Below are 24,385 nucleotides of genomic sequence, written 5' to 3' on the forward strand. Positions count from 1 at the left end.
GCATAAAAAAAGCGGCCACGGGGGCCGCTTGCTCGTCGTGTAAGGCGCTAAGCTATCAGGCTGTCTCAGCCAGAGCAACACTCTGGATCCGCTCGTCGCCGTTATAAAGGCGGGCATGTTGCAGGCCCACATACAGGCGCTCGCCCCGGTGCGGCACATAATCTTCGCGCAACACCACCGTCAGCGGTTCGTCGTACCAGCCGAGCGGCTGCACCACCAGCTGCATATAGTGGCCTTTCGGGCTGGCTTCCAGCACCTGCACCGGCAGCGGAGAATCCAGGCTGGTGCGGCGGCTTACGTCTACTTCCCAGGGACGCAGGAAAAGATCCACCGGCCCCTGATGCGCAGGCGGAAAACCGAGCGGCCAGCGGTGCGCGCCAACGTGGAACTGGCTGCCGCGGATCGTGCCTTTCAGGCGATTAACCTCGCCGAGAAACTCCAGCACGAAGCGCGTAGCGGGTTCGCGCCATACCTGCTCCGGCGCGTCGGCCTGTTCAATATGCCCCTGGCTCATCACCACCACCCGGTCGGCCACTTCCATCGCCTCTTCCTGGTCGTGCGTGACAAAGACGCTGGTGAATTTTAGCTCTTCATGCAGCTCGCGCAGCCAGCGTCGCAGCTCTTTGCGCACCTGGGCGTCCAGCGCGCCGAAAGGCTCATCGAGCAGCAGGATTTGCGGCTCTACCGCCAGCGCGCGAGCCAGCGCCACACGCTGTTTCTGGCCGCCGGAAAGCTGCGCCGGATAGCGGTCAGCCAGATGCGAAAGCTGGACCATTTCCAGCAGCTGCGTCACCTTTTGCTTTATCGTCGCGGCATTGGGGCGCTCGCGGCGCGGCAGAACGGTTAAGCCGAAAGCGATGTTGTCGAACACCGTCATATGGCGAAACAGCGCATAGTGCTGGAACACAAACCCGACCTTACGGTCGCGGGCATGCAGGCGGCTTACGTCGGTGCCGTGAAAGCGAATACGCCCGCTGGTCTGGTGCTCAAGTCCGGCGATAATGCGCAGCAACGTGGTTTTACCAGAGCCGGAAGGCCCCAGCAGCGCTACCATCTGGCCGGAAGGGATATCCAGTGAGATATCATTCAGCACCTGGGTGCGACCAAAAGACTTCTTAATATTGGCAATCTCAATGCTCATGGTTTCCCTCCTGTTGCCCGCGTTTTTCCTGATGATTCAAACGCCACTGCAACGCACTCTTCAAGAACAGGGTCAAAATAGCCATTAACGTCAGCAGGGCGGCGGCGGTAAACGAACCTACCGTGTTGTAATCCTGCTCCAGTAATTCAATTTGCAACGGCAGCGAAAGGGTTTCTCCGCGAATCGAACCGGAAACCACCGACACGGCGCCAAATTCGCCAATGGCGCGCGCGTTCGTCAGCACCACGCCATAGAGCAGCGCCCAGCGGATATTGGGCAACGTCACGCGCCGAAACATCTGCCAGCCGGAAGCGCCCAGCAGAATAGCCGCTTCATCTTCCTGGCTGCCCTGGCTTAGCATCACCGGCACCAGCTCGCGCACCACAAACGGACAGGTGACGAAAATGGTGACCAGCGCCATGCCCGGCCAGGCAAACATAATCTGCATATTGTGCTCGTCCAGCCAGCCGCCAAGCGGGCCGTTGGAGCCGTAAAAGAGCAGGTAAACCAGACCCGCCACGACCGGTGAAACGGCGAAAGGAATATCCAGCAGCGTCAGCAGCAGCTGGCGCCCGCGAAAATCAAAGCGCGTTACCAGCCAGGCGAGCAACGTGCCGAACACCAGGTTTACGGGAACGGTAATAAGCGCAATCAGCACCGTCAGCCAGATGGCGTGCAGCATGTCCGGGTTAGCGATATTCTCCAGCACCGGCATCAGCCCTTTGGAAAAGGCCTGCGCGAAGATATAAATCATCGGCACCAGCAGGATCAGGCAAGAGACCAGGACGCCCGTGCCGATAAGCAGCCATTTGCCCCAGTTCACGCCGGGACGGCCATAATTTTTCACTTCAGTAACTTCAGCCATTAGTGACCTACCACGCGCCGGCCAAAGCGGCTTTGCAGAGTGTTAATCCCAAACAGCAGCAGCAGCGAAGCGGCAAGGATCACCGATGCGATGGCGCTGGCCGCCGGGTAGTCGAACTCCTGCAACCGCACGAAAATCATCAGCGAGGTCACTTCTGTCTTCCAGGCAATATTGCCGGCGATAAAAATGACCGCGCCGAATTCGCCAAGGCTGCGGGTGAAAGAAAGCGCCACGCCCGCCATCAGCGCCGGAGAAAGCTCCGGCAGCACCACTTTACGAAAGCTCTGCCAGCGCGTAGCGCCAAGCGTCTGCGCCGCTTCTTCATATTCCGGGCCTAACTCTTCCAGCACGGGCTGTACGGTACGCACGACAAACGGAATGCTGGTAAACGCCATCGCCACGGCGATGCCAAGCCAGGTGTAGGTGACTTTTATGCCGAAGTGCGCCAGCCATTCGCCGTAAAAACCGTTCACGGAGAAAAGCGAGGCAAGCGTCAGGCCCGCTACCGCCGTCGGCAGCGCGAAAGGCAAATCCATTAGCGCATCCAGCAGCGTGCGTCCGGGAAACTGGTAACGGGTTAAAATCCACGCCATCAGCAGCCCAAACACGCCGTTGAATACTGAAGCCACCGCCGCGGAAAGCAGCGTGACTTTATAAGCCGCCACCACCTGCGGGTTAGTAATCACTTCCCAGTACTGCTCCCAGCTCATCTGAGCGAGCTGCATAATCAGCGCGCTAAGCGGCAGCAGCAAAATCAAACAAACAAACAGCAGGCTGGTGCCAAGGCTTAGGGTAAAGCCCGGCAACACGCGCTTAGAAACTGCAAACATCACTTACGCCCCGCCGCGACCAGCCGGTCAAATTCGCCGCCGCTGTTGAAATGGGTTTTCATCGCCTCCGGCCAGCCGCCGAACTTATCTTCCACACGGAAGAGCTCAGTCTGCGGGAATTTGTCCTTGAGCTTGTCCATAACCTGCGGGTTATTAACACGGTAATAATAATTGGTGATGATTTGCTGCGCCGTCGGGCTGTAGAGGTAATTCAGATACGCCTTCGCCGCTTTTTCGGTACCGTTAGCCTTCACATTTTTATCAACCCAGGCCACCGGAAATTCCGCCAGGATATTGACCTTCGGCACCACGACCTCATAGCCCTCTTTTTCATACTGATTGCGGATGTTATTCACTTCCGACTCAAAGCTAATCAGCACGTCGCCGAGGCCGCGTTCAACGAACGTGGTGGTTGCGCCGCGACCGCCGGTATCAAAAACTTCGACGTTTTTCAGAAACTGCGTCATGAACTGTTCGGTTTTGGCTTTATCGCCGCCGTCTGCTTTATCTGCCGCGCCCCAGGCTGCTAAATAGGTGTAACGAGCATTACCCGACGTCTTTGGGTTCGGGAAAATCAGCTTCACGTCCGGGCGCACCAGGTCGCTCCAGTCGTGGATATTTTTCGGGTTGCCCTTACGCACCAGGAAAGCCATGGTGGAATAAAAAGGCGAGCTGTTGTTCGGCAGGCGGCTCTGCCAGTCCGCCGGGATAAGCTTGCCCTTGTCATGCAGGATCTGCACGTCAGTCACCTGGTTATAAGTTACAACGTCTGCTTTTAAGCCCTGCAAAATGGCCAGCGCCTGCTTGGAGGAGCCCGCATGCGACTGCTTGATGGTGAGCTTATCGCCGTTGCTTTCTTTCGCCCACTGCTGCGCAAAAGGCGGGTTAAGGGCGGCAAACAGCTCGCGGGAGACATCATACGAGCTGTTCAGCAGCTCGGTTGCCTGAGCGTGTCCTGCCATTAACAGAGAGATGGCGATTGCACTCCATGCTTTTTTAGTAAACTTAACGGCCATTGCGCACCCTTATAAATGTGATGACGATCAGGCATCAGTTTATTTATAACGGGTGTTAAAGCTGTAACGCTTTTATATACCGTTTAGCGATTTGCAATTGCGAAAGGATATAAGACGGCGGCGCGCCGGAAAGCCGCGCCGCCTGGGGATCACAGCGAGAAAAGACGCTCCAGTGATGGCGCGAAATAGTAGCCGCCGGTAACAGGACGGGTAAAGCGCAGCATCGCGTCGCGCTTGCCGTCTTTATCACCGAACATGCTCAGCAGCTGCTGTTCAATGTTATAAAGACGCGCGCAATAAGCGCAGAAGTAAAGACCGTGAACGCCGCTCGCCGTGCCGTAAGGCAGGCTCTGGCGCACAATCTTCAGCCCTTTGCCCTCTTCTTTTAAATCAACGCGGGTCAGATGAGAGGTGACCGGGCGGGCGTCGCCGTCTATCTCTTCGTTAGCCGCTTTGGTGCGGCCAATCATCATCTCCTGATCCGGCACGCTCATGCGGTTAAGCTGCTTCAGGTTGTGCTCCCAGCGCTGCACGAAAACATAGCTGCCGCCTGCGTCCACGCCGTCGTTGATGACCGCGACGGCACGACGCGTTTCTTCGCCCGCCGGGTTCTCGGTGCCGTCGACAAAGCCGCTCAGGTCGCGATCTTCCACCCAGCGAAAACCGTGCGTCTCTTCTTCTACTTTCAGCGTGTCGCCAAAGGCCGCCAGCGCGGCCTGGGCAACGGAGAAATTGACGTCATGGCGCAGGGAGAGAATGTGGATCAGCACGTCATGCTGGGTGGCAGGCGCCAGCCCTTTGCCAAGCGGCATAAAGTTTTTCAGCTCTTCAGCGCCGACGCCGTCGCTCAGCTCGCGCCAGAGATCGTGGCCGAAACCGATAACCACCCCAAGGTGGGCTTCCGGGAACTGCGCCTGAAAGGTGGCGACCTTATCAGCTAACGCTTTGCAACCCTGGCGCAGCGCCTCCCGCTCACCCTGCGCTTTCGCTTCCAGCCAGATGGCGGCGCGGCAATGTTCCGGCAAAATGCCGCTTTGTACCTGAGACATCACTCCTCCAGAAAAAACGATGCCACGGGCGTGGCATGAATCGGGCTATTGTACCCGATTTTTCTGCCGGAGCGTTGCGCCAGAGCAAGCGGTTAACGGCGCCAGATAATCTTATGCAACGTCCATTTTTTCAGCGTGTCATCGGCAGGCATCAGGCCTTCCGGGCCGCGCCATTCGCCGGTGAAAACATAGCTCACATGATGGCTGCCCGGCGCCTGGCATTCCACCCCTTCACTGTCGTCGTCCAGCGCTTGTTTGCAGGCGCCATAGGCTTTGTCATACAGATCGCCAAACGGGGTGCCAATCTCAACGCCGCTGTCGGTGGTAATCGCTTTGTCCAGCACATCGATACGGCTGACCGTGCCGTTTTCGCCGTTAACCACAACCGCAAGATTGTCATCTTTCAGCGCTTCGAAATAACGCACCACCGCGCCGCCCTGCGTTTTCATGCCGCTGCGCAGGCGGTAATCGCTTCCCAGCGCGTCGGCGATAGCCTCTTCTTTCAGCGGCGTTTCGGCGGTGATATCGCCAAGCCCGTTTTCCGTGACTTCTGGCGTCGAGCCAAACCAGTTCCAGGGCGCCGCGGCCGACCAGTGTACATTCGATAAAGTCGTGCAGCCCGTCAGCACGAGCGGCAAACCGCAAAGCAGCAAACGCAGATTTTTCATTTTCTCTCCCATCTTAAAAAGTATTCCTTGTTGGAGCGCCGCAAAGGCAAAAAGTGCCGGTTAATCGCCTTGCGTCATAAAACAGGCGCGCAGGCGGGCGTTAAAGCCAAGCCACCAGAGGGCGAAAAAATCGGCCGCCAGCAACGCTGCGGCCGCCGCGCCCGACGCTTCATCGCTCATCAGCATAAACAGCTGCAAGGCCAGCAGCCAGGTTTGCGTTGCGATTAACACCCAGCGCCACGCCCGCCACAATCGCGGGAAACGCTCGCGCCGTCCGCTTAACAGAAAAGCCAGCGCCGCGGGTATGCCGGTCAGCACAAACAGCGCCCAGGTGCGCGCCTGCAACAGTAGCACCGCCCAGAACAGCGCTGGCGGCTTCAGCATTCCTTTGCCATCGTAATCGGAAGGTAAAAACATGTATAAATTCCGGGATCCGCCATCACAAATGGCGGAATTATGTCACCCTGTAAGGGTGCGAAGAAAGCGCTTCGCACGGGATAAACAAAAGGAGATTGATATGAAAAAACGTAGCATTGCGCTGTTATTTGCCGCCGCCGCGCTGACGGCAGCCCCGGCCCTCGCTCAAAAAGGGGGTTTCAGCGGCCCGGATAACACCAACGCCGCAGCCGCTGCCAAAGGCGGCTTCGTAGGCCCGGATGCGGCCAGCACCACGGTGGAACAGGCGAAAAGCCTGCGTGACGACGCATGGGTAGCGCTGGAAGGCAACATTGTGCGTAAGCTAGGCAAAGAACTTTACGAGTTCCGCGACGCCAGCGGCTCCATCAACGTTGAAATCGACGATCACGTCTGGAACGGCGTCACCATTACCCCAAACGACAAAGTGCGTATTGAAGGGGAAGTGGATAAAGACTGGAACTCCGTGGAAATCGACGTGAAGAAAGTGACCAAAGGTTAAGCCTCTCTCACCCGGCCTCGCGCCGGGTGAAAATTAATATTCCTGGTCTTCAATCAGACGTTTGCCAAGGCTTAGCACATCCTGATGTTCATAACCCAGGCGTTCATACATGCCCAACACCAGATCGTTATCTTCGCGGATTTGAATGTTAATTTTCGGACAGCCGCGGGCGATGAGTTTTTTCTCAAGGCGGCTTAACAGCGCATTGGCGATGCCGCGACCGCGAAACTCCGGGTGTACGCCCAGGTAATAGGCCGAGCCGCGATGGCCGTCGTAGCCGCCCATCACCGAACCGACTACTTCTCCGTTCACCTCGGCGACTAAAAACAGGTCCGGATCGTGATTCAGCTTACGCTCAATATCCATCTCCGGATCGTTCCAGGGACGCAGCAGGTCGCACCGCTCCCAAAGGGTAATGACCTCTTCGAAATCTGGCTGGCGAAAAACACGTATCTCCATGGTATTACCCATCTTTTGTGCAATAAAAACAGTGATTATGGCGCTATCGGTCGCAATAGCCAATATGCCCGGCAAAAGTTCGCAAAAAATGGCATACTTCCCTTTCGCCTCGCCTTGAAACGAAAAGTAAAACTTTTCCCGCTACGGAATGTCGTCCCCTGGAGAGCGATACGCTATAACACTGCGGGACCACAAAAACAGAAGTCAGGACGCATGAGCACTATTAAGCCTTTAAAAAAACTCACATCGCGCCGTCAGCTGCTGCTTACGGGCCTCGCAGCCCTGACGGTTACCGGCATTAACAAAGCCCTTGCCAGAGAAGAAAAACCGCTCGCCACCCGCAACAGCCACAGCAAACCGAAAGCGAAAAAAGCGGGCGCGAAGCGCATGGTTATGCTGGACCCAGGCCACGGCGGCATCGATACCGGCGCCATCGGCCATAATGGCTCGAAAGAGAAACATGTGGTGCTGGCGATAGCCAAAAAGGTGCGCGCTATTTTGCGCTCAAAGGGCATAGACGCCCGCTTAACGCGCAGCGACGACACCTTTATTCCCCTTTATGACCGGGTAGAAATCGCTCATAAGCATGGCGCGGATCTCTTTATGTCGATTCACGCCGACGGCTTTACCAGCCCCTCCGCCGCAGGCGCTTCGGTGTTCGCGCTCTCCAACCGCGGCGCGAGTAGCGCCATGGCGAAATACCTCTCCGATCGCGAAAACGCCGCCGATGACGTGGCGGGCAGCAAAGTGAAAAATAAAGATCACTATCTGCAACAGGTGCTGTTCGATCTGGTGCAGACCGACACCATCAAAAACAGCCTCACGCTCGGCTCGCACATTCTGCGACAAATCAAGCCGGTACACCGCCTGCACAGCCGTTCGACTGAACAGGCGGCGTTTGTGGTGCTGAAATCGCCGTCTATCCCTTCGGTGCTGGTGGAAACCTCGTTTATCACCAACCCGGAAGAGGAAAAGCTGCTCGGCACCAATGCGTTTCGCCAGAAAATCGCTACCGCTATCGCCAATGGCGTGATCAGCTATTTCAACTGGTTCGATAACCACAAAGCCCACTCGAAGCGAGGCTAACGAATGCAACCGGATATTCAGACCGTTAAATCCTTCCTGCTCGACTTGCAGGACCGTATCTGCCGGGAGCTCGCGGCTGTCGACGGCACGGCGTTTAGCGAAGACGCCTGGCAGCGCGAGGGCGGCGGCGGCGGTCGCAGCCGGGTGCTGCGGGAGGGCGGCGTGTTCGAACAGGCAGGGGTGAACTTTTCCCACGTACATGGCGACGCCATGCCCGCCTCCGCCACCGCGCACCGCCCGGAGCTTGCCGGGCGCAGCTTTGAAGCAATGGGCGTTTCACTGGTGGTTCACCCGCGCAACCCCTACGTGCCGACAAGCCACGCTAACGTGCGCTTTTTCATCGCCGAAAAGCCAGGCGCCGACCCGGTGTGGTGGTTTGGCGGCGGCTTTGACTTAACGCCTTACTACGGCTTTGAAGAAGACGCCGTACACTGGCACCGCACCGCGCGCGACATTTGCCAGCCTTTTGGCGAGGATGTTTATCCGCGCTATAAAAAGTGGTGCGACGATTACTTTTTCCTCAAGCACCGCAACGAACAGCGCGGCATTGGCGGCCTTTTCTTTGATGACCTGAACGCGCCCGATTTCGACCACTGCTTTAGTTTTATGCAGGCGGTGGGCAACGGGTATCTTGATGCCTATCTGCCCATTGTCGGGCGTCGCAAAGCGCTTGACTGGGGCGAGCGCGAGCGCGACTTCCAGCTCTACCGTCGCGGGCGCTATGTGGAGTTCAACCTGGTGTGGGACCGCGGCACGCTGTTCGGCCTGCAAACCGGCGGGCGCACCGAATCGATTCTGATGTCGATGCCGCCGCTGGTGCGCTGGGAGTATAACTATCAGCCTGAAGAGGGCAGCCCGGAAGCGGCCCTGTACCGCGATTTTCTGCCGGTACGCGACTGGGTGTGATCCTGCCGCGGCGCCGGTGAAATGGCGCCGCTAGTTTTTAAAATGCCCGTTCGCCACCTCTTCTGGCGTGACCACACCGCTGTCCAGCACCCAACCGCTAATCAGCGCGGCGGGGGTGACGTCAAAAGCCGGGTTGTAAACCCGCGCATTTTCTGGCGCCCACTGCACCGCGCCGAAGCTGCCCGCCACGCCCGTCACCTCTGCTGGCGCACGTTGTTCAATCGGGATAGCCGCGCCATCCGGGCAATCCGGGTCGAGGGTCGTTTGCGGCGCGGCGACATAAAACGGAATATGGTGAAACTTCGCCAGCACCGCCAGGCTGTAGGTGCCTATCTTATTAGCCACATCGCCATTCGCCGCGATACGATCCGCGCCAACCCATATCGCATCGACCTGCCCCTGCGCCATCAGGCTCGCCGCCATTGAATCGGTAATCAGTTGATAAGGCACGCCAAGCTCGCCAAGCTCCCATGCCGTTAAGCGACCGCCCTGTAACAGCGGCCGGGTTTCATCCACCCAGACGCTTTTCACTTTCCCTTCGTCAAATGCCTGCGCGATGACGCCAAGGGCGGTGCCCACGCCCGCCGTCGCCAGCCCGCCGGTATTGCAATGGGTCAGCAAACGGCTGCCGGGCTTCACCAGCTGGCTGCCTGCGCGGGCGATACGGTCGCACAGCTCGCGATCTTCCTGCACCAGCCGCACCGCTTCGGCTTCCAGCGCGGCGGCGTAGTTTTCTTGCGCGAGCGCCTGTTGCATACGGCCAAGGTTATTCATCAGGTTGACCGCCGTGGGCCGCGCCGCGCGCAGCGTTTCCAGCGCCTGCGCCAGTTGGTCGCGCGCCATGCCGCGCCCGGCAAGCAACGCCAGCAGCAGGCTTGCGGAAAGGCCGATCAGCGGCGCGCCGCGCACGCGTAAAGCATGAATATGGCCCACCAGCGCTTCCACGCTGTCGGCGGGCAGCCAGTTTTTCTGCTGCGGCAGCGCCTGCTGGTCGAGGATCCAGAGCTTATTGTCCACCACCCGCAGGCTGGTTGTCTGAAGTGTCTGCATGAGTTAAATCCCTGTTGCGTTATTGTGGCGTATTGTGTCAGGATGCAAAACGGATGTATAGACGTCTGAACGGCTTTATAACCTGATTGCATGAGGATATTCGTAATGTCGCACTACCGAACCTTCACAGCCCAGGACGCTGTGGCTTACGCGCAACAGTTTGGCGGTCTCGCGGATCCGTCCAGCCTTGTAGAGGCGCAGGAGGTGGGCGACGGCAACCTCAATCTGGTGTTTAAGATATTCGATGCCGCAGGCGTAAGCCGCATTATTGTTAAGCAGGCGCTGCCCTATGTGCGCTGCGTGGGCGAATCCTGGCCGCTGACCTTAGACCGCGCGCGGCTGGAAGCGCAAACCCTGGTGGCGCACTACCAACATTGCCCGCAGCACACCGTAAAAATCCATCATTACGACGCTGAACTGGCGGTCATGGTGATGGAGGATCTCTCCAGCCACCGCATCTGGCGCGGCGAGCTTATCAAAGGCGTCTATTATCCGCAGGCGGCACGCCAGCTTGGCGAATACCTGGCGCAAACGCTCTTTCACACCAGCGATTTTTACCTGCATCCGCATGAAAAAAAGGCCCAGGTGGCGCGCTTTATCAACCCGGAAATGTGCGAAATCACTGAAGATCTCTTTTTCAACGATCCATACCAAATCCACGAACGTAATAACTATCCGGCGAAGCTGGAAGCGCAAGCGGCAGCCCTGCGGGACGATCCGCAGCTCAAAACCGCCGTTGCCGCGCTGAAGCACCGCTTTTTTTCGCAGGCGGAAGCGTTGCTGCACGGCGATATACACAGCGGCTCGATTTTTGTCGCCGAAGGAAGCCTGAAGGCGATAGACGCCGAATTTGGTTACTTCGGCCCTGTAGGCTTTGATGTGGGCACCGCCATTGGCAACCTGCTGCTGAATTACTGCGGCCTGCCGGGGCAGCTTGGCATCCGCGAAGCCGCCAGCGGTCGCGACCAGCGCCTTGCGGATATTGTCGAGCTGTGGAATACCTTCGCCGAGCGTTTTCAGTCGCTTGCGCGGGAGAAAACCCGCGATGCGGCGCTGGCTTTCCCTGGCTACGCCAGCGAGTTCCTGAAAAAAGTATGGGCCGACGCCATCGGCTTTGCGGGTACGGAGCTTATCCGTCGAAGCGTAGGGCTTTCCCACGTGGCGGATATCGACACCATTCAGGATGAAGAGATGAAACTCTCCTGCCTGCGCCACGCCATTGAGCTTGGCAAAGCGCTGATTGTGCTCGCCCCGCGTATCGACAGCGCCGACGAACTGATCGCCCGCGTACGGCAATACGGTTAAGCGCTCTGCCCTCTCCCCTGGCGGGAGAGGGTCAGGACCAAACGCCAGCGCTATCCCAGATAGTCGATTACCGACAATCCGCCGTTGTAATCGGTGCTGTAGATAATCCCCTGCGCATCGACAAACACGTCGCAGGACTGTATCACCTGCGGGCGGCCAGGCCGCGTATCCATCATTTTCGCCGGCGCGGCGGGCACCAGCGCGCCGGTTTCCACAGGCCGATAAGGGTTGGAGATATCATAGGCTCGCACCCCGGCGTTCTGGTATGTCGCGAAAATCAGCGTTGAGCTAATAAAACTGCCGGGGCGGTTTTCATGCAGGTTATGCGGCCCGAAATGCGCGCCTTTAGCCACGTAATCCGCTTCATCCGGCTGCGGGAACGTTGCGATGCTGACCGGGTTTGACGGCTCGCGGATATCAAACAGCCAGATGTGTTTCTCGCCATCCTCCTGATGGTCGAGCACCGCTTCATCCAGCACGACCAGCAAGTCGCGGTCCGGCAAAGGCAGCGCGGTATGCGTCCCGCCGCCAAACGGCGGGCTCCAGTTGCGATGGCTGATAAGCGTCGGCTGGCTGCGGTCTTTCACGTCCAGAATCGTCAGCCCGCCGTCGCGCCAGCTGCCGTAAGCCGTATCGCCCGCAATAATCGCATGGTGCAACGCATAGCGTTTTCCTTGCGGCCAGTCTGGTTTTTCACCTGCCGCCTCGTTCATGCCCGGCAACCACCAGCGCCCCGCCACTTCGGGTTTACGCGGGTCGGCAAGATCGATAGTCAAAAAGATATAATCGGTAAACCCGTCAATCAGCGCCGAAACATAAGCCCAGCGCCCGCCCACATACCAGATGCGGTGAATGCCGATGCCGCTTAACGATAAAAAACCGATTTCGCGCGGTTTATCGGGCGTGGAAATATCAAACACGCGCAGCCCGGCGCTCCAGCCTCTCTCCTGCACATCGCGCACGGTGTCGCCCACGGAGCGGGTGTAATAGACCTTTTCATCGGCGAAGCGGGCGTCGGCGAACAGGTCGCGAGCGTTAATCACCAGCAGCAGATCGTCGTGCGCCTGCAAATGCACGTTCCAGGTTCCCGGCGGCGCGGGAACAAAACCCACCGCCTTCGGGTTTTTCGGGTCGCGCACGTCCACAATGGAAAACCCCTGCGACACCATATGGCCGATATACGCAAAGCCGCGGTGCACCATCAGCTGCACGCCGTCCGGCCTTCCGCCCTGGTCGCTGTGACCAATCAGCCGCATATTGCGGCTGTAATCGGGACGCGGTAAGTCAGCGGCCATTATTTGTTCTTCGCTTCAAGCGTCGCGAACCACGGCGCGATAAAATCCTCCGTCTGGCCCCAGCCCGGAATGATTTTGCCAAGGCTCGCCACGTTCACCGCCCCGCCCTGGCTTGCCAGCAGCGCCTGCGGAATGGCGGCGGCTTTAAAATCATAGGTGGCAGGGGTCTGCTCGCCCGCAATCTTATTGGCGATAAGGCGCACGTTGGTCGCGCCAATCAGCTTCGGATCGACGGCAACGGTCACTTTCCACGGGCTGGCGGCTTCGCGCATTAACTGCAAATCCTGGTTTGAAACATCAATGCTGTAGAGTTTGATCTCGGTGCGTCCGTTCTCTTTCAGCGCCTTATAAGCCCCCTGGCTAAACGCATCCCAGGCGCCCCAGATAGCGTCAATTTGCCCTTTCGGGTATTTCGCCAGCACCGCGCCCACTTTGTTCGCGGTATCGCCCTGCACGTCGGAAGACACCGCGCCGATAGACTCCAGCTCTTTAATGCCAGGGTTCTGTTTAAGGATGGCCTGATAAGCCGCCTGGCGGCGCTCCATTGGCGGGAAGCCCGCCACCCACAGCTTGATGATGTTCGCCTTGCCGTTGAAATCTTTTACCAGCTGGCCGAAAGAGAGGTTGGTCAGCGAAGCGTCATCCTGCTGGGTTACGGTCACGCCGGGAATATCGCCGTTCACCGCCGTATCGAACACGGAAACCTTAATGCCCGCGTCGACAATACGTTTCACCAGCGCCGTGGAGTACGGGTCGCGCCCCTGGGAGAGAATAATGCCGTCATATTTCTGGCTAATGGCCTGGTTAACGAAATCCTGGAATTTCGCGTCGTCGCCGTTGCTCAGAAAAGTGCTGACCTTAAAGCCCAGCTTTTTGCCTTCCTGAATCGCGCCGGCGACAAACTGCGTGGTGTTATCGTCCGAACCCAGGTTGCGGATAACGGCAATGCGCACCGGCCCGCTATGGTTAGCGATGGCCTCCGGCACTGGCGCAGGCGCGGCGGCAAAACCCGGCAGCGAGGAAAAAAGGCCCAGCGCCAGCAAAGAGAGCGTAAATTTTTTCATTCTGTTTGATTCCCTGTCCTGTGATTAACGGCGCTGGATATAGGTGATGGCAAGCGCTCCAGCAAGCACCAGCCCTTTGATAATGTCCATTGCGTAGTACGGCACCGAAAGCATGACCAGACCGTTGGAGAGCACGCCAAGAATTACCGCGCCGACCAGCGTGCCGAGAGCGTTAGGCTTGCCGCTGCCGGCGAGCGAAAAGCCTATCCATGCCGCCGCAACGGCGTCCATCAGGTAACCGCCGCCCGCATTCACCTGCGAAGAGCCGATGCGCGAAGCGAGCAGAATGCCCCCAAGCCCCGCCAGCAGCGAAGCGATCATATACGCCGCCACTTTATAGCGGGTGGTGCGAATGCCGGAGAGGCGCGCCGCTTCCGGGTTGCCGCCGATGGCGTACATGCGCCGCCCGTGGGTGGTGAGCGAAAGGCCAAGCTGCGCTACCAGCGTCACAATCAGCATAATGATAACGATGGTCGGCACCTGGCCCAGCAGGCCGAACGCTTCCGGGATTGTCCCTTCCGCCATGTCGCCGCTCGGCAGCACCATATTTTCGGTAATCGATCCGCCGAAGCTGTAGGTCATCGCCACACCCTGGATAACAAACAGGCTGGCAAGCGTGGCGAGCATATCGGGAATTTTCAGCACCACGATGAGAAAGACGTTAAACAGCCCCACCAGCGCGCAAAGCAGCAGCGTGATAACAATCGCTTCCGTGGTGCCGAAGCCGTGCCAGACGAAAAGCGAAATCACCAGCGCGTTAGCAAGCGAGGCGGTAGAGCCGACAGAAAGGTCAAACCCGCCCACCGTCAGCGATACCGACACGCCGATAGCAATGACCGTCACAATGGCGATGGAGCGCAAAATATTGATGATGTTAAACGGGTCGAGAAAATTGTCGGAGGCGATGCCGAACAGCGCAATCAGCACCACCACGGTAAGCAGCATCCCCCACTTATAGAAAAATTCAAACAGCTGATGGCGCGCCGACGGCGTCGCCTTAAGGGTTGCGGCTTTGCTCACGCTGGGGTTCCTCCGGTGGAGTAAAGTAATAAGGTTTCTTCGCTGGCCTCGCGTCCGTCCAGCTCCGCCACAATGCGTCCGTCCCAGAGTACGCAGATGCGGTCGCACAGGCCCACCAGCTCGGCAAATTCGCCGGAGGCGTAAATCACGCCTTTGCCTTCGCGGGCCAGCTGGTCGATTAACGTGAAAAGGTCGGTTTTCGCTTTGACGTCCACCCCTTTGGTCGGCTCGTCAAAAATGAATACGCTGGCCTTGCCGCGCAGCCATTTGCCGATAGCCACTTTCTGCTGGTTGCCGCCCGAAAGCCTGCGCAGCGGCTGCGCGGGCCCGGTGGTGCGTACGCCAAGCCGTGCAATGCTTTTAAGCGCCCAGCGCCAGGCTTCGCGGTGGCGAAAAAGGCTTGCGCGAGCGAAGGTGGTGTCCGCGCTGACCGCAAGGTTCATCACCACCGGCTCGTCGATGAAAATCCCCTCTTTGCGCCGCTCTTCAGGAATTAACGCCAGCCCCTGCGCTACTGAGTCCGCCGGGTCGCGCGGCTGCCAGGGTTTGCCGTTCAGCTCGCCTGCGCGCAGCGTACTGGCGCTGGCGCCAAAAAGCGCTTTGCAAAGCTCGGTTTTACCCGCGCCCGCAAGCCCGGCGATGCCGAGGATTTCGCCGCGCTTAAGGCGCAGCGAAATATCGCGCAGCAGGCTTTCGTCATGCAGGCCGTCGATGCGCAACAGCGTTTCATCGCCTGCTGGCGGGCGTTTCGGCGGGTAGATATCCGTTAGCTCATGACCAAGCATTTTTTCCACGATCTGTTCGCCGCTGAGCGCCGCCATCGGGCCGCTCTCAATCAGCTTGCCGTCGCGCAGCACCGTTAAGGTGTCGCAGATGGCTTTCAGCTCATGAATGCGGTGAGAAATAAATACTATGCCGATGCCCTGCGCTTGCAGGCGCTTCACCACAGTAAACAGCCGCTCGCTTTCATGCTGGTCCAGCGGCGCGGTGGGCTCATCGAGAATTAAAAAACGGCAGCGGTGGGAAAGCGCGCGCGCCAGCAAAATTTGCTGTTTTTCGGCAAGCGTGCAGCTTTCAATGCGGCGGTTAACGTCGAGCGTGACGTCCAGCTGCGCCAGCGCCTGCCGGGCCTCGGCGCGAATGGCGCGCCAGCGGTAGTAATGACCAGGCTGCGCCAGATGATCGAGCATGATGTTCTCTGCAATGCTCAGCCCCGGCACCAGCGCCACGTCTACCTCCTGCTGCACCAGATGAATGCCGAGCGCTTTCGCCTCGCGCGGCGAGCGGATAGCGACCGGTTCACTGTCGATCAGGATCTCGCCCTGGTAATCGGGATACGTGCCGCACAGCACGGCCATCAGCGTTGATTTGCCCGCGCCGTTGGCCCCCGTCAGCGCATGAACACCGCCGCCGATGAGCGTGAAATCCACTTTCGTGAGCGCCTGAAACCCGGCGAAAGCAATCGAGATATCGCGCATGTCAAGGCGCGGGGAAACAGGCATGGCGGGGCTCTCCGGGTGGTAATAACGCAATGATTTGCCACTTTTTCACGCAGACGTATCCCTGGCAATGAACGAATCGGCATAAGATAAAGCGAAAAAGCATTAGACGTCCAGATGTCCAGAAGTAACATCAAAATAATTCACGTTCGCGCCGTTTCTCTGGTCATCATGAAAATAATGCAACTTGCGGTCGCGATTTATTCAGACGTCCGGAAGTCTGTTTATGGTAGGGTGAAAGAAAACATAACAAGGACACTTACATGAGCAACACCGATATTCGCGTCGTTCCCGGCCCGGCTAACTATTACTCCCACCCGGGCGCGCTGGCGCGCCTTGCCGATTTCTACACGCCTGAGCAACTTTCCCGCGCTTTCTGGGTATATGGCGAACGCGCTATCGCCGCCGCGCAGCCTTTTCTGCCGCCAGCGTTTAACGCGCCGGGCGCGAAAAAAGCGCTGTTTAAAGGGCATTGCAGCGAAAGCGATGTGGCTCAACTTGCGCAGCAAGCGGGCGACGACCGCGCGGTAGTGATTGGCGTAGGCGGCGGCGCGCTGCTGGATACCGCCAAAGCGCTGGCGCGCCGTCTGGGGTTGCCGGTCGTGGGGATCCCGACTATTGCAGCCACCTGCGCCGCCTGGACGCCGCTCTCGGTCTGGTATAACGACGCGGGCCAGGCGCTGCATTTTGAGATCTTCAACGACGCCAATCACCTGGTGCTGGTGGAGCCGGAAATCATTCTGCGCGCGCCCGTGGAGTATCTGCTGGCGGGCATCGGCGATACGCTTGCCAAATGGTACGAAGCCGTGGTGCTGGCCCCTGCGCCGCAAACGCTGCCGCTGACCGTGCGCCTTGGCATTAACGCCGCGTTAGCGATTCGCGATGTGTTGCTGGAACAGAGCGAGGCGGCGCTGGCGGACCAGCAGCGCGGCGAGCTTAGCCAGGATTTTCGCGACATTGTGGACGCGATTATCGCAGGCGGCGGCATGGTGGGCGGCCTTGGCGAGCGCTATACCCGCGTGGCGGCGGCGCATGCGGTACATAACGGCCTGACCGTGCTGCCGCAAACCGAAAAGTTTCTTCACGGTACAAAAGTGGCCTACGGCATTCTGGTGCAGAGCGCCCTGCTCGGCCAGGATGAGATCCTGACGCAGCTCATCGCTGCTTATCAGCGCTTTAATCTGCCGACCACGCTTGCCGGGCTGGATGTGGATATTCATAACGCGGCGGAGCTTGAAAGCGTTATCGCCCACACGCTGCGCCCGGTGGAGTCGATTCACTACCTGCCGGTGGAACTGACGCCTGCCAGCCTGCGCGCGGCGTTTGAAAAGGTGGAAAGCTTCGCGCGCTAACGAAAAGCACGCGCCGCCATGCCCCTTTCGGCGAAATCTCTGTAGGCTTAAAACCTTGCTGATGCGGCGATAAAACACTATTCGCGCCGCCTCTTTTCTTTAGGTTAATGGGATGGTTTATGGCTTCTGTACACGCTGACAGCGGGGCGTCGTTGCTGGCGCACCGCTCGTTTGTCGCCTTCTGGCTGGCGCGCACCTGCTCCGGCTTTGGCTTCCAGATGTTATCTATCGTGGTGGGCTGGCAAATCTATGCCCTCACCCACAGCGCGTTTTACCTTGGCCTGATAGGCCTGGTGCAATTTCTTCCTTCCATTACGCTTGCGCTCTGGGCAGGCCACGTCGCCGACCAGCGCGACCGCCGCCGCGTGGTGCTGCTTGGACAACTGGTGGAATGGCTGGCTATCGGCGCCCTTACCGCCGTTACGGTGCTGCACCTCGCGGATGTCAAAATTATCCTCGGGCTTATCTTTATCATCTCCGTGGCGAAAGTCATGGAGGCGCCGTCGCTTCAGTCGATGCTGCCCGCGCTGGTGCCGCCCTTTCTGCTGGCGCGCGCCACGGCGGCGAGCGCGGTATCAAGCCAGGCGGCGATGATCATGGGCCCGGCGCTCGGCGGCCTGCTGTATGCGTTCGGGGCGGATGTGGTGTATGGACTCACCGCCGCGCTTTATCTGGTGTCGATAGCCATGGTCAGCCGCCTGCGCTATGAGCAAGCGCCGCCGAAGCGCCAGCCTGCAAGCCTCGCCACGCTGTTCGCCGGAGTGAAGTTTATTCGCGAGCGGCCGGACGTGCTGGGGGTGATATCGCTCGATCTTTTTGCCGTGCTGTTAGGCGGCGCGACGGCGCTGCTGCCGATTTACGCGCACGATATTCTGCATACCGGCCCGTGGGGCCTGGGGCTGCTGCGCGCTGCGCCCGCCGTCGGCGCACTGCTGGTCGGCTTCTGGCTTAGCCGTCATTCGCTTGAAAAAAATGTCGGCATGATTATGTTTCTCTGCGTCGCCGGATTTGGAGTGGCGACGCTTGTGTTCGCGCTCTCAAGCAATCTCTGGCTGTCGCTTATCGCGCTCTTTGCAACGGGCGGTTTCGATATGGTCAGCATGGTTATCCGCGGCGCGCTGGTGCAGCTTGATACGCCAAACGACATGCTGGGGCGCGTCAACGCCGTCAACTCCATTTTCATCAACACCTCAAACCAGCTTGGCGAGTTTGAGTCCGGCATGCTGGCGGCGCTGTTTGGCGCGGTGCCCGCCGCGGCGATTGGCGGCATCGGCACGCTGGTGGTGGTGGGGCTGTGGATGAAACTCTTCCCCTCGCTGCGCAAGCGCCAGCGGCTGGAGGAGCCTAAACCCGACGCAGTGTAATGACCTGACGCCTTCCGCCCGGAAGGCGTTTTTGCGAGACGGCACGAGAAACCTTTCGCTGCCGCTTTCCTCCCGCCCGTTCCCCGTTTAGCGTACTCCATATAAGCAAATCGCTTTCAGATAAAAGCTTATATTCTTATATTTTACTTATACCGCGAAAGCAGATAGAGTGAGGGAACGCAATGGAGATCAGATGGACGAAGCGGGCGTACAAACAACTCAACGCCGTACCGGAAAGCGACAGGCTCGCGCTCTACAAGAAGGTCTCCGCGCTCGCCGCTGAAGATACCCGGCTGGATATTGTAAAACTGGCGGGGCTGAAACCCCGTTACCGGCTGCGGGTGGGGAATTATCGGGTTATCTACGAGCGCGTGGCAGGCGTACCGGTTATCTGCCTCATTCTGGAAGTTAAACGCAGAACCACGACGACTTACCTGAATTAACGGGGGAGCAATATGCTTAACGCACAAATTATTCATGATAAACAGGGCAAACCCGAATATGCGGTCATCCCTTATGATCTCTATCTGTCTATGCTGGCGCAGCTGGAAGATGAAGAGGCGCTGGCGTCATTGCCCTGGGAGTCAGATAGCGAGGATGACGTCGCGCTGCCGCATGAGGTGGTTGGCATTACAGTCGAGCAGAACGTGAGTTTACAGGCCGCCTGGCGTATCTGGCGCGGGCTGTCGCAGCAGGAGGTGGCGGAAAAGCTCGGCATCAGCCAGTCTGCCGTTTCGCAGCTGGAATCGCCTGATTCACGTCCGCAAAAACGTACCCGCGAAAAACTGGCGGCGCTTTATGGCTGCCAGCCGGAGCAACTGATGCAGTACCGCTGACAGGCGCTTAGCAACATTTCGCGCCGCCTTTGCCGCCGTAACGGGCGTCCTGACGCTCGCGGAAAAACGCTTCATACGTCATGGGCGTCTGGTCCGGGTGATTCACCCGCATATGTTCCACGTAGTTGTCGTAATCCGGTACGCCAATCATCATTTTCGCTGCGTGGCCGAGGTATTTTCCGGCTTTAGCAAGGGTGTCGAACATCGTTTTATCCTCAGTCATGGCCTGTCGCCTTTGCGCAAAGCGCAAGCGGCAGGCGTATTGAGCGCGTTAGTCGCCCCGCCTTTCTCATCAATGAAGGGCGGGACGAGGATCAGGTCAACGCGCGCTCAGGTTTAATGCGCGCTTTTCGCCTCGGTGACGATGCGGTCTGCGTTTTCCGGCATCGGCTCGTATGGCGTTTCTCTAGCCGTCGGGCGGCTCTCTTTCAGCGCCTTCATGGCCGTTTTAAGAGAGAAGAGCGCCAGCACCACCACCACAACCATAAAGAAGATAGTTAACCCGGCATCCAGACGGTTATTAAACACCAGCTGGCTCAGCTGCGCTTCGGTGTACTGCGCCGGAATATTACCGCTGTCTATCATCCCCTGGAAGCGGTTGGCAATGGCCAGGAAGCCCACTTTGTTATCCGGGCTGAAGGCTTTTTGCCAGCCCGCCGTCAGCGTACAGATAAGCAGCCAGGCGGTCGGCAGCAGCGCCACCCAGGCATACATCTGGCGCTTCATCTTAAACAGCACAACGGCGCAGAGCATAAGCGCCATGCCCGCCAGCATCTGGTTGGCGATGCCGAAGAGCGGCCACAGGGTGTTGATGCCGCCGAGCGGATCCACCACCCCCTGATGCAGGAAGTACCCCCATGCCAGCACGCAAAGCGCCGTCGCCAGCAGGTTGGCGGGCAGCGATTCGGTCCGTTTGAGATTGGGTGAAATCACCCCCAGCAGATCCTGGAGCATAAAGCGCGCCGCGCGGGTTCCGGCATCCACGGCCGTGAGGATAAACAGCGCCTCAAACAGAATGGCGAAGTGATACCAGAACGAGACGTCCATCAGGCCGCCGAGCGCGCCGTGAAGGATATAAGCCATACCGACGGCGAGCGTCGGCGCGCCGCCTGCGCGGGAAATAATCGTCTGCTCGCCCACTTCGGTGGCGATTTGATTCAGCGTATCCGGCGTTATCTGGAAACCCCAGCCGCTGACGACCTGCGCGGCGGAAGCCACCACATCCGCCGTCCCGGCGGGCGCCAGCACCGCCATCGGGCTGTTCATCGCGAAATAGACGCCGGGATCGATAACGCAGGCAGAAACCAGCGCCATGATGGCGACAAAGGATTCCATCAGCATGCCGCCGTAGCCAATAAAGCAGGCCTGGTTTTCGTTCGCCAGCATCTTCGGCGTGGTGCCGGACGCGATCAGCGCATGGAAGCCAGAGACCGCGCCGCAGGCGATGGTAATAAACAGGAACGGAAAGAGATTGCCGCTCCACACCGGCCCGGTGCCGTCGATAAATTTCGTCATCGCCGGCATGGTGAGCGTTGGCCGCATAATCAGAATGCCGATCGCCAGACCAATAATGGTGCCGATTTTCAAAAAGGTAGAGAGATAGTCGCGCGGCGCCAGCAGCAGCCACACCGGCAAGACCGCCGCCACAAAACCATAACCCACCAGCATCCAGGTCAGCTGCACGCCGGTGAAGTCAAAATAGGGCGCCCAGGTCGGGCTTTCCGCCACCCAGCCGCCGGAAATAATCGCGAACACCAGCATCACCAGGCCGATAACCGACACTTCGCCAATGCGTCCGGGGCGCAGGTAACGGATATAAATCCCCATAAAAATGGCGAGCGGAATGGTAAAGGCGACGGTGTAGGTTCCCCACGGGCTGTGGGTGAGCGCTTTCACCACGATCATCGCCAGCACGGCCAGAATAATCACCATGATCATAAAGCAGGCGACCAGCGCGATAACGCCTGCCGTGTTGCCCATTTCTTCTTTCACCAGCTCGCCAAGCGAGCGTCCGTCGCGACGTGTGGAGACAAAAAGCACCATGAAATCCTGCACCGCGCCGGCAAATACCACGCCCGCCAGGATCCAGAGCATGCCGGGCAGGTAGCCCATCTGCGCCGCCAGCACCGGCCCGACCAGCGGGCCTGCGCCTGCGATAGCGGCAAAATGGTGACCGAACAGCACTTTTTTATCGGTCGGCACATAGTCAAGGCCGTCGTTATGGCGCACGGCGGGCGTCATTCGCGTGGCGTCCACGCTCAGCACCCGTCTGGCGATATAGAGGCCATAAAAACGGTAAGCGATAAGGTAAATGCAGACAGCAGCCACCACTATCCACAGCGCGTTAATCTGCTCGCCGCGGTTAAGCGCGATGTACCCCATAGCGAAAGCCGCCACTACGGAGAGCCCCGGCCAGAGCAGGTATTTCCCTGAATTCGTCATAATCGTTGTCCCTTCAGTGAAGGTAGAGTGAAACAGAGGTGTTACATTTTGTTTCTATATCACGACTATGAATTTAACAACTTAGCTACCAGAGAAACGCGGGGTTGGCAGGGGGATTTGTGTGAGTCTGCTAGCGGGATCACGGGAAAGGGGCAAGGGAAAAACCCTGGTGCCCCGCAAGCAACGCCCGTTTACCCCAGCACCGCCGTACTTAACCGGCTGGTGCAGCAGCGCCTCCCCTGCTCATCGAAAATCACGATTTCCCAGCTCTGACTCTGCCGGCCAAGATGCAGCGGCTGGCAAACGCCGCGCACCGTGCCCTGGGAAACCGCGCGGTGGTGCGTGGCATTCAGCTCTGTCCCCACCACGCACTGTCCGTCGCGGGTGGTGAGATAACCCGCCATCGAACCCAGCGTCTCCGCCAGCGCCGCCGACGCGCCGCCATGCAGCAGACCGAACGGCTGATGCGTGCGGGTATCTACCGGCATTGTCGCTTCAAGCAAGTCGTCGCCAAGACGGGTATAAAGAATGCCAAGATGCGCCACCATAGTGCCTGCGCTGGTAGCGTTAAGCTCCTCCAGCGTCATATGCCGTTTCCAGATCATCTATGCTCCAAGCGTTGAGCCGCCGTCGATAACGATATCCTGCAAGGTAATGTGGCTCGCCTGCGCGGAAGCCAGAAACAGGATAGTGTTCGCAATCTCCTGCGGACGGGCGATTTTGCCAAGCGGAATACCGAGCTTGAACTGCTCTGCAAAGCCGCGGATGCGCTGCTGCTCGGCGTCGTCGCTTTTCCAGAGCGTGCGCTGCATATCGGTATCCGTTGAGCCAGGCGAAACCAGGTTGGCGCGCACGCCGAAAGTCGCCAGCTCCAGCCCCACGGTGAGCGCCAGGCTTTTCAGCGCCGCCTTCGAGGCGCCATAGGCGGACATGCCGATGCGCGGCGTGTGCGCGGCATCGGAGGCGACCGTAACGATAGCCCCGCCCTTCTGCGCGCGAAATTGCGCCATCGTCTGCTGAAAGAAATTAAACGCCCCGCCGACATTCACGGCAAAAGTTTGCTGCCAGTCGGCGGCGGAAAGCGCGTCCGTCGGCCCCATGCGCAGAATGCCTGCGGCATTGACCAGCACGTCGAGACGCGACGTAGTCGCCAGCAACCGCTGGCAGGTTTGGGCCACGGCGGCGGCATCTGCCACATCCAGCGTTTCACGCGCGAAAGGATAATCCTTCTGCTCAAACGCGACATCAAAACCCACCACCGTAGCGCCCGCTTCAACAAACGCCAGCGCAGTGGCATAGCCGATACCTTTGCCTGCGCCGGTCACCCAGACCGTCTGGCCGCTGAAATCGAGCCTCATGCCTGCGGTTCCCGTGAGAGCAGCGCCCACCAGGCGTCCAGCGTCGGGTTTTTCGCCAGCATTACGAAGTCGATGTCGCCATGCGTTTTACGCCAGCGGGCGGCAAGCGCCATCATGCGCACCGAATCCAGGCCATAGTCGATAAGGTTTTCGTCATCTTCCGGCTCATCCGATTCATCCAGCAGCGGCAGGATCAGCGCACGCAGCTCCGCTTTGCTCTGAGGCAGATCGGATGTCGCGGCGATATCGCGGGTCATGACCACGCGCCCGGCGCGGCCTGCGACATATTTCAGCGCCATCAGGTGCTCTTCACGGCTGAAATCCGCCAGCGCGTCCGCCACCATAAAGGGCTTAATGTCACGCATGAAGGCGTCAGTTGCGGTGATCATGCAGCCAATATGCGCGTATACGCCGCAAATGATCAGCTGATCGCGGCCCGACTCTTTCAGCGCCTGTTCCAGCGGCGAGCGGTGAAACGCGCTGTATCGCCACTTCACAAGCACGGTATCGTCGGCGTCAGGGGCCAGCGCATCCACCACTTTCTGTTTATCGGGATGGTTGTTCAGACCGGGGCCCCACATGTCGTTCAGCAGCGCGCGGTCAGCATCGCTCTGGTTATTGGGCTGCGCGGTGTAGTAAACCGGGATGCCATGCTGTTTGCAGAACTGGCGCAGCGCGACAACGTTCGCCACAACCTGCTCGATCATCGGGCAGTTTTCACCCCAGAAGTTGAGAAAATAGTCCTGCATATCATGGATAAGCAGCGCTGCGCGATCTGGCTCAAAGGCCCACTGCACTTTGTTCTGCCCAATATCTGCCGCGGTCGGCAACGCGTAGGCATTCAGTTTTGGAATGGCCATGTTC

Annotated in this window: 26 protein-coding genes; 8 read left to right on the plus strand and 18 right to left on the minus strand. The window is 58.9% G+C overall.

Annotated features, from left to right (window positions below; genetic code table 11):
* Positions 1-55: 55 nt before the first annotated feature.
* From cysA to DW56_RS13950, 7 genes are all read right to left on the minus strand, one after another.
* On the minus strand, positions 56-1,141 hold the full coding sequence (gene cysA, locus DW56_RS13920; protein WP_024554189.1) for a sulfate/thiosulfate ABC transporter ATP-binding protein CysA: 1,086 nt from the start codon (positions 1,139-1,141) through the stop codon (positions 56-58).
* Positions 1,131-2,006: a sulfate/thiosulfate ABC transporter permease CysW gene (gene cysW / locus DW56_RS13925; protein WP_024554190.1), complete on the minus strand. Its 876-nt coding sequence runs from the start codon at positions 2,004-2,006 to the stop codon at positions 1,131-1,133. The genes cysA and cysW overlap by 11 nt, the downstream gene beginning before the upstream one ends.
* On the minus strand, positions 2,006-2,836 hold the full coding sequence (gene cysT / locus DW56_RS13930; protein WP_024554191.1) for a sulfate/thiosulfate ABC transporter permease CysT: 831 nt from the start codon (positions 2,834-2,836) through the stop codon (positions 2,006-2,008). Before cysT ends, cysW begins: the two co-directional genes overlap by 1 nt.
* Positions 2,836-3,852, minus strand: coding sequence for a sulfate ABC transporter substrate-binding protein (locus DW56_RS13935; RefSeq protein ID WP_024554192.1), 1,017 nt, complete (start codon positions 3,850-3,852; stop codon positions 2,836-2,838). Before DW56_RS13935 ends, cysT begins: the two co-directional genes overlap by 1 nt.
* A 149-nt stretch (positions 3,853-4,001) precedes the next feature.
* A complete protein-coding gene (locus DW56_RS13940) occupies positions 4,002-4,901 on the minus strand; it encodes a Dyp-type peroxidase (protein ID WP_024554193.1) in 900 nt (299 codons plus the stop codon).
* A 92-nt stretch (positions 4,902-4,993) separates the two neighbouring features.
* Complete coding sequence (locus tag DW56_RS13945) at positions 4,994-5,569, minus strand: RpoE-regulated lipoprotein (RefSeq protein ID WP_024554194.1); 576 nt, start codon at positions 5,567-5,569, stop codon at positions 4,994-4,996.
* A gap of 60 nt (positions 5,570-5,629) precedes the next feature.
* The gene (locus DW56_RS13950) at positions 5,630-5,986 is read right to left on the minus strand and encodes a DUF2919 family protein (RefSeq protein ID WP_024554195.1); all 357 of its coding nucleotides are present in this window, start codon (positions 5,984-5,986) and stop codon (positions 5,630-5,632) included.
* 100 nt (positions 5,987-6,086) lie between these two features.
* Here DW56_RS13950 and DW56_RS13955 point away from each other — a divergent pair, with 100 nt between their 5' ends.
* Positions 6,087-6,485 (plus strand): YgiW/YdeI family stress tolerance OB fold protein, encoded by a 399-nt coding sequence (locus tag DW56_RS13955; RefSeq protein WP_024554196.1) that lies wholly within the window; start codon positions 6,087-6,089, stop codon positions 6,483-6,485.
* 33 nt (positions 6,486-6,518) lie between these two features.
* On the opposite strand, the gene DW56_RS13960 is transcribed toward DW56_RS13955, so the two are convergent.
* Positions 6,519-6,944: a GNAT family acetyltransferase gene (locus tag DW56_RS13960; protein ID WP_024554197.1), complete on the minus strand. Its 426-nt coding sequence runs from the start codon at positions 6,942-6,944 to the stop codon at positions 6,519-6,521.
* Between the two features lie 213 nt (positions 6,945-7,157).
* On the opposite strand from DW56_RS13960, the gene amiA reads away from it, so the two are divergent.
* Both amiA and hemF read left to right on the plus strand, forming a co-directional pair.
* On the plus strand, positions 7,158-8,030 hold the full coding sequence (amiA, locus tag DW56_RS13965; protein ID WP_024554198.1) for an N-acetylmuramoyl-L-alanine amidase AmiA: 873 nt from the start codon (positions 7,158-7,160) through the stop codon (positions 8,028-8,030).
* Between the two features lie 3 nt (positions 8,031-8,033).
* Entirely contained in the window at positions 8,034-8,936 is a 903-nt protein-coding gene (gene hemF, locus DW56_RS13970) for an oxygen-dependent coproporphyrinogen oxidase (RefSeq protein WP_024554199.1), read from the plus strand.
* Between the two features lie 30 nt (positions 8,937-8,966).
* Here hemF and mtnA read toward each other — a convergent pair whose 3' ends face one another.
* Positions 8,967-9,986, minus strand: a complete 1,020-nt coding sequence (gene mtnA / locus DW56_RS13975; RefSeq protein WP_024554200.1) for an S-methyl-5-thioribose-1-phosphate isomerase — start codon at positions 9,984-9,986, stop codon at positions 8,967-8,969.
* A 105-nt stretch (positions 9,987-10,091) separates the two neighbouring features.
* On the opposite strand from mtnA, the gene mtnK reads away from it, so the two are divergent.
* The gene (gene mtnK / locus DW56_RS13980) at positions 10,092-11,291 is read left to right on the plus strand and encodes an S-methyl-5-thioribose kinase (protein WP_024554201.1); all 1,200 of its coding nucleotides are present in this window, start codon (positions 10,092-10,094) and stop codon (positions 11,289-11,291) included.
* A gap of 50 nt (positions 11,292-11,341) precedes the next feature.
* Here mtnK and DW56_RS13985 read toward each other — a convergent pair whose 3' ends face one another.
* From DW56_RS13985 to DW56_RS14000, 4 genes are read right to left on the minus strand one after another with little or no spacing between them, the layout of a single operon-like run.
* Positions 11,342-12,586, minus strand: a complete 1,245-nt coding sequence (locus tag DW56_RS13985) for an LVIVD repeat-containing protein (RefSeq protein ID WP_024554202.1) — start codon at positions 12,584-12,586, stop codon at positions 11,342-11,344.
* Positions 12,586-13,650 (minus strand): sugar ABC transporter substrate-binding protein, encoded by a 1,065-nt coding sequence (locus DW56_RS13990; RefSeq protein ID WP_024554203.1) that lies wholly within the window; start codon positions 13,648-13,650, stop codon positions 12,586-12,588. The genes DW56_RS13985 and DW56_RS13990 overlap by 1 nt, the downstream gene beginning before the upstream one ends.
* 24 nt (positions 13,651-13,674) lie before the next feature.
* Positions 13,675-14,670 carry an ABC transporter permease gene (locus DW56_RS13995; RefSeq protein ID WP_024554204.1) on the minus strand — a complete coding sequence of 332 codons (996 nt, stop codon included), beginning with the start codon at positions 14,668-14,670 and terminating at the stop codon, positions 13,675-13,677.
* Positions 14,667-16,172 carry a sugar ABC transporter ATP-binding protein gene (locus tag DW56_RS14000; protein ID WP_024554205.1) on the minus strand — a complete coding sequence of 502 codons (1,506 nt, stop codon included), beginning with the start codon at positions 16,170-16,172 and terminating at the stop codon, positions 14,667-14,669. Before DW56_RS14000 ends, DW56_RS13995 begins: the two co-directional genes overlap by 4 nt.
* A gap of 260 nt (positions 16,173-16,432) precedes the next feature.
* Here DW56_RS14000 and DW56_RS14005 point away from each other — a divergent pair, with 260 nt between their 5' ends.
* From DW56_RS14005 to DW56_RS14020, 4 genes are all read left to right on the plus strand, one after another.
* A complete protein-coding gene (locus tag DW56_RS14005) occupies positions 16,433-17,521 on the plus strand; it encodes an oxidoreductase (RefSeq protein WP_024554206.1) in 1,089 nt (362 codons plus the stop codon).
* Positions 17,522-17,640: 119 nt separating this feature from the next.
* The gene (locus DW56_RS14010) at positions 17,641-18,885 is read left to right on the plus strand and encodes an MFS transporter (protein WP_024554207.1); all 1,245 of its coding nucleotides are present in this window, start codon (positions 17,641-17,643) and stop codon (positions 18,883-18,885) included.
* Between the two features lie 182 nt (positions 18,886-19,067).
* Complete coding sequence (locus DW56_RS14015; protein WP_024554208.1) at positions 19,068-19,328, plus strand: type II toxin-antitoxin system RelE family toxin; 261 nt, start codon at positions 19,068-19,070, stop codon at positions 19,326-19,328.
* A gap of 12 nt (positions 19,329-19,340) precedes the next feature.
* Entirely contained in the window at positions 19,341-19,721 is a 381-nt protein-coding gene (locus DW56_RS14020) for a helix-turn-helix domain-containing protein (protein ID WP_024554209.1), read from the plus strand.
* 7 nt (positions 19,722-19,728) lie between these two features.
* On the opposite strand, the gene DW56_RS14025 is transcribed toward DW56_RS14020, so the two are convergent.
* The 5 genes from DW56_RS14025 to DW56_RS22900 all read right to left on the minus strand — a co-directional run bounded on the left by DW56_RS14025 (position 19,729) and on the right by DW56_RS22900 (position 24,381).
* The gene (locus DW56_RS14025; protein WP_024554210.1) at positions 19,729-19,926 is read right to left on the minus strand and encodes a YbdD/YjiX family protein; all 198 of its coding nucleotides are present in this window, start codon (positions 19,924-19,926) and stop codon (positions 19,729-19,731) included.
* Between the two features lie 131 nt (positions 19,927-20,057).
* On the minus strand, positions 20,058-22,163 hold the full coding sequence (cstA, locus tag DW56_RS14030) for a pyruvate/proton symporter CstA (RefSeq protein WP_024561962.1): 2,106 nt from the start codon (positions 22,161-22,163) through the stop codon (positions 20,058-20,060).
* A gap of 191 nt (positions 22,164-22,354) precedes the next feature.
* Positions 22,355-22,768: a proofreading thioesterase EntH gene (gene entH, locus DW56_RS14035; RefSeq protein WP_024553795.1), complete on the minus strand. Its 414-nt coding sequence runs from the start codon at positions 22,766-22,768 to the stop codon at positions 22,355-22,357.
* Positions 22,769-23,521 carry a 2,3-dihydro-2,3-dihydroxybenzoate dehydrogenase EntA gene (gene entA, locus DW56_RS14040; RefSeq protein WP_024553794.1) on the minus strand — a complete coding sequence of 251 codons (753 nt, stop codon included), beginning with the start codon at positions 23,519-23,521 and terminating at the stop codon, positions 22,769-22,771.
* Positions 23,518-24,381, minus strand: a complete 864-nt coding sequence (locus DW56_RS22900) for an isochorismatase (RefSeq protein WP_024553793.1) — start codon at positions 24,379-24,381, stop codon at positions 23,518-23,520. Before DW56_RS22900 ends, entA begins: the two co-directional genes overlap by 4 nt.
* Positions 24,382-24,385: the final 4 nt, after the last annotated feature.

This window comes from Franconibacter helveticus LMG 23732, assembly GCF_000463115.2.
Classification (GTDB): domain Bacteria; phylum Pseudomonadota; class Gammaproteobacteria; order Enterobacterales; family Enterobacteriaceae; genus Franconibacter; species Franconibacter helveticus.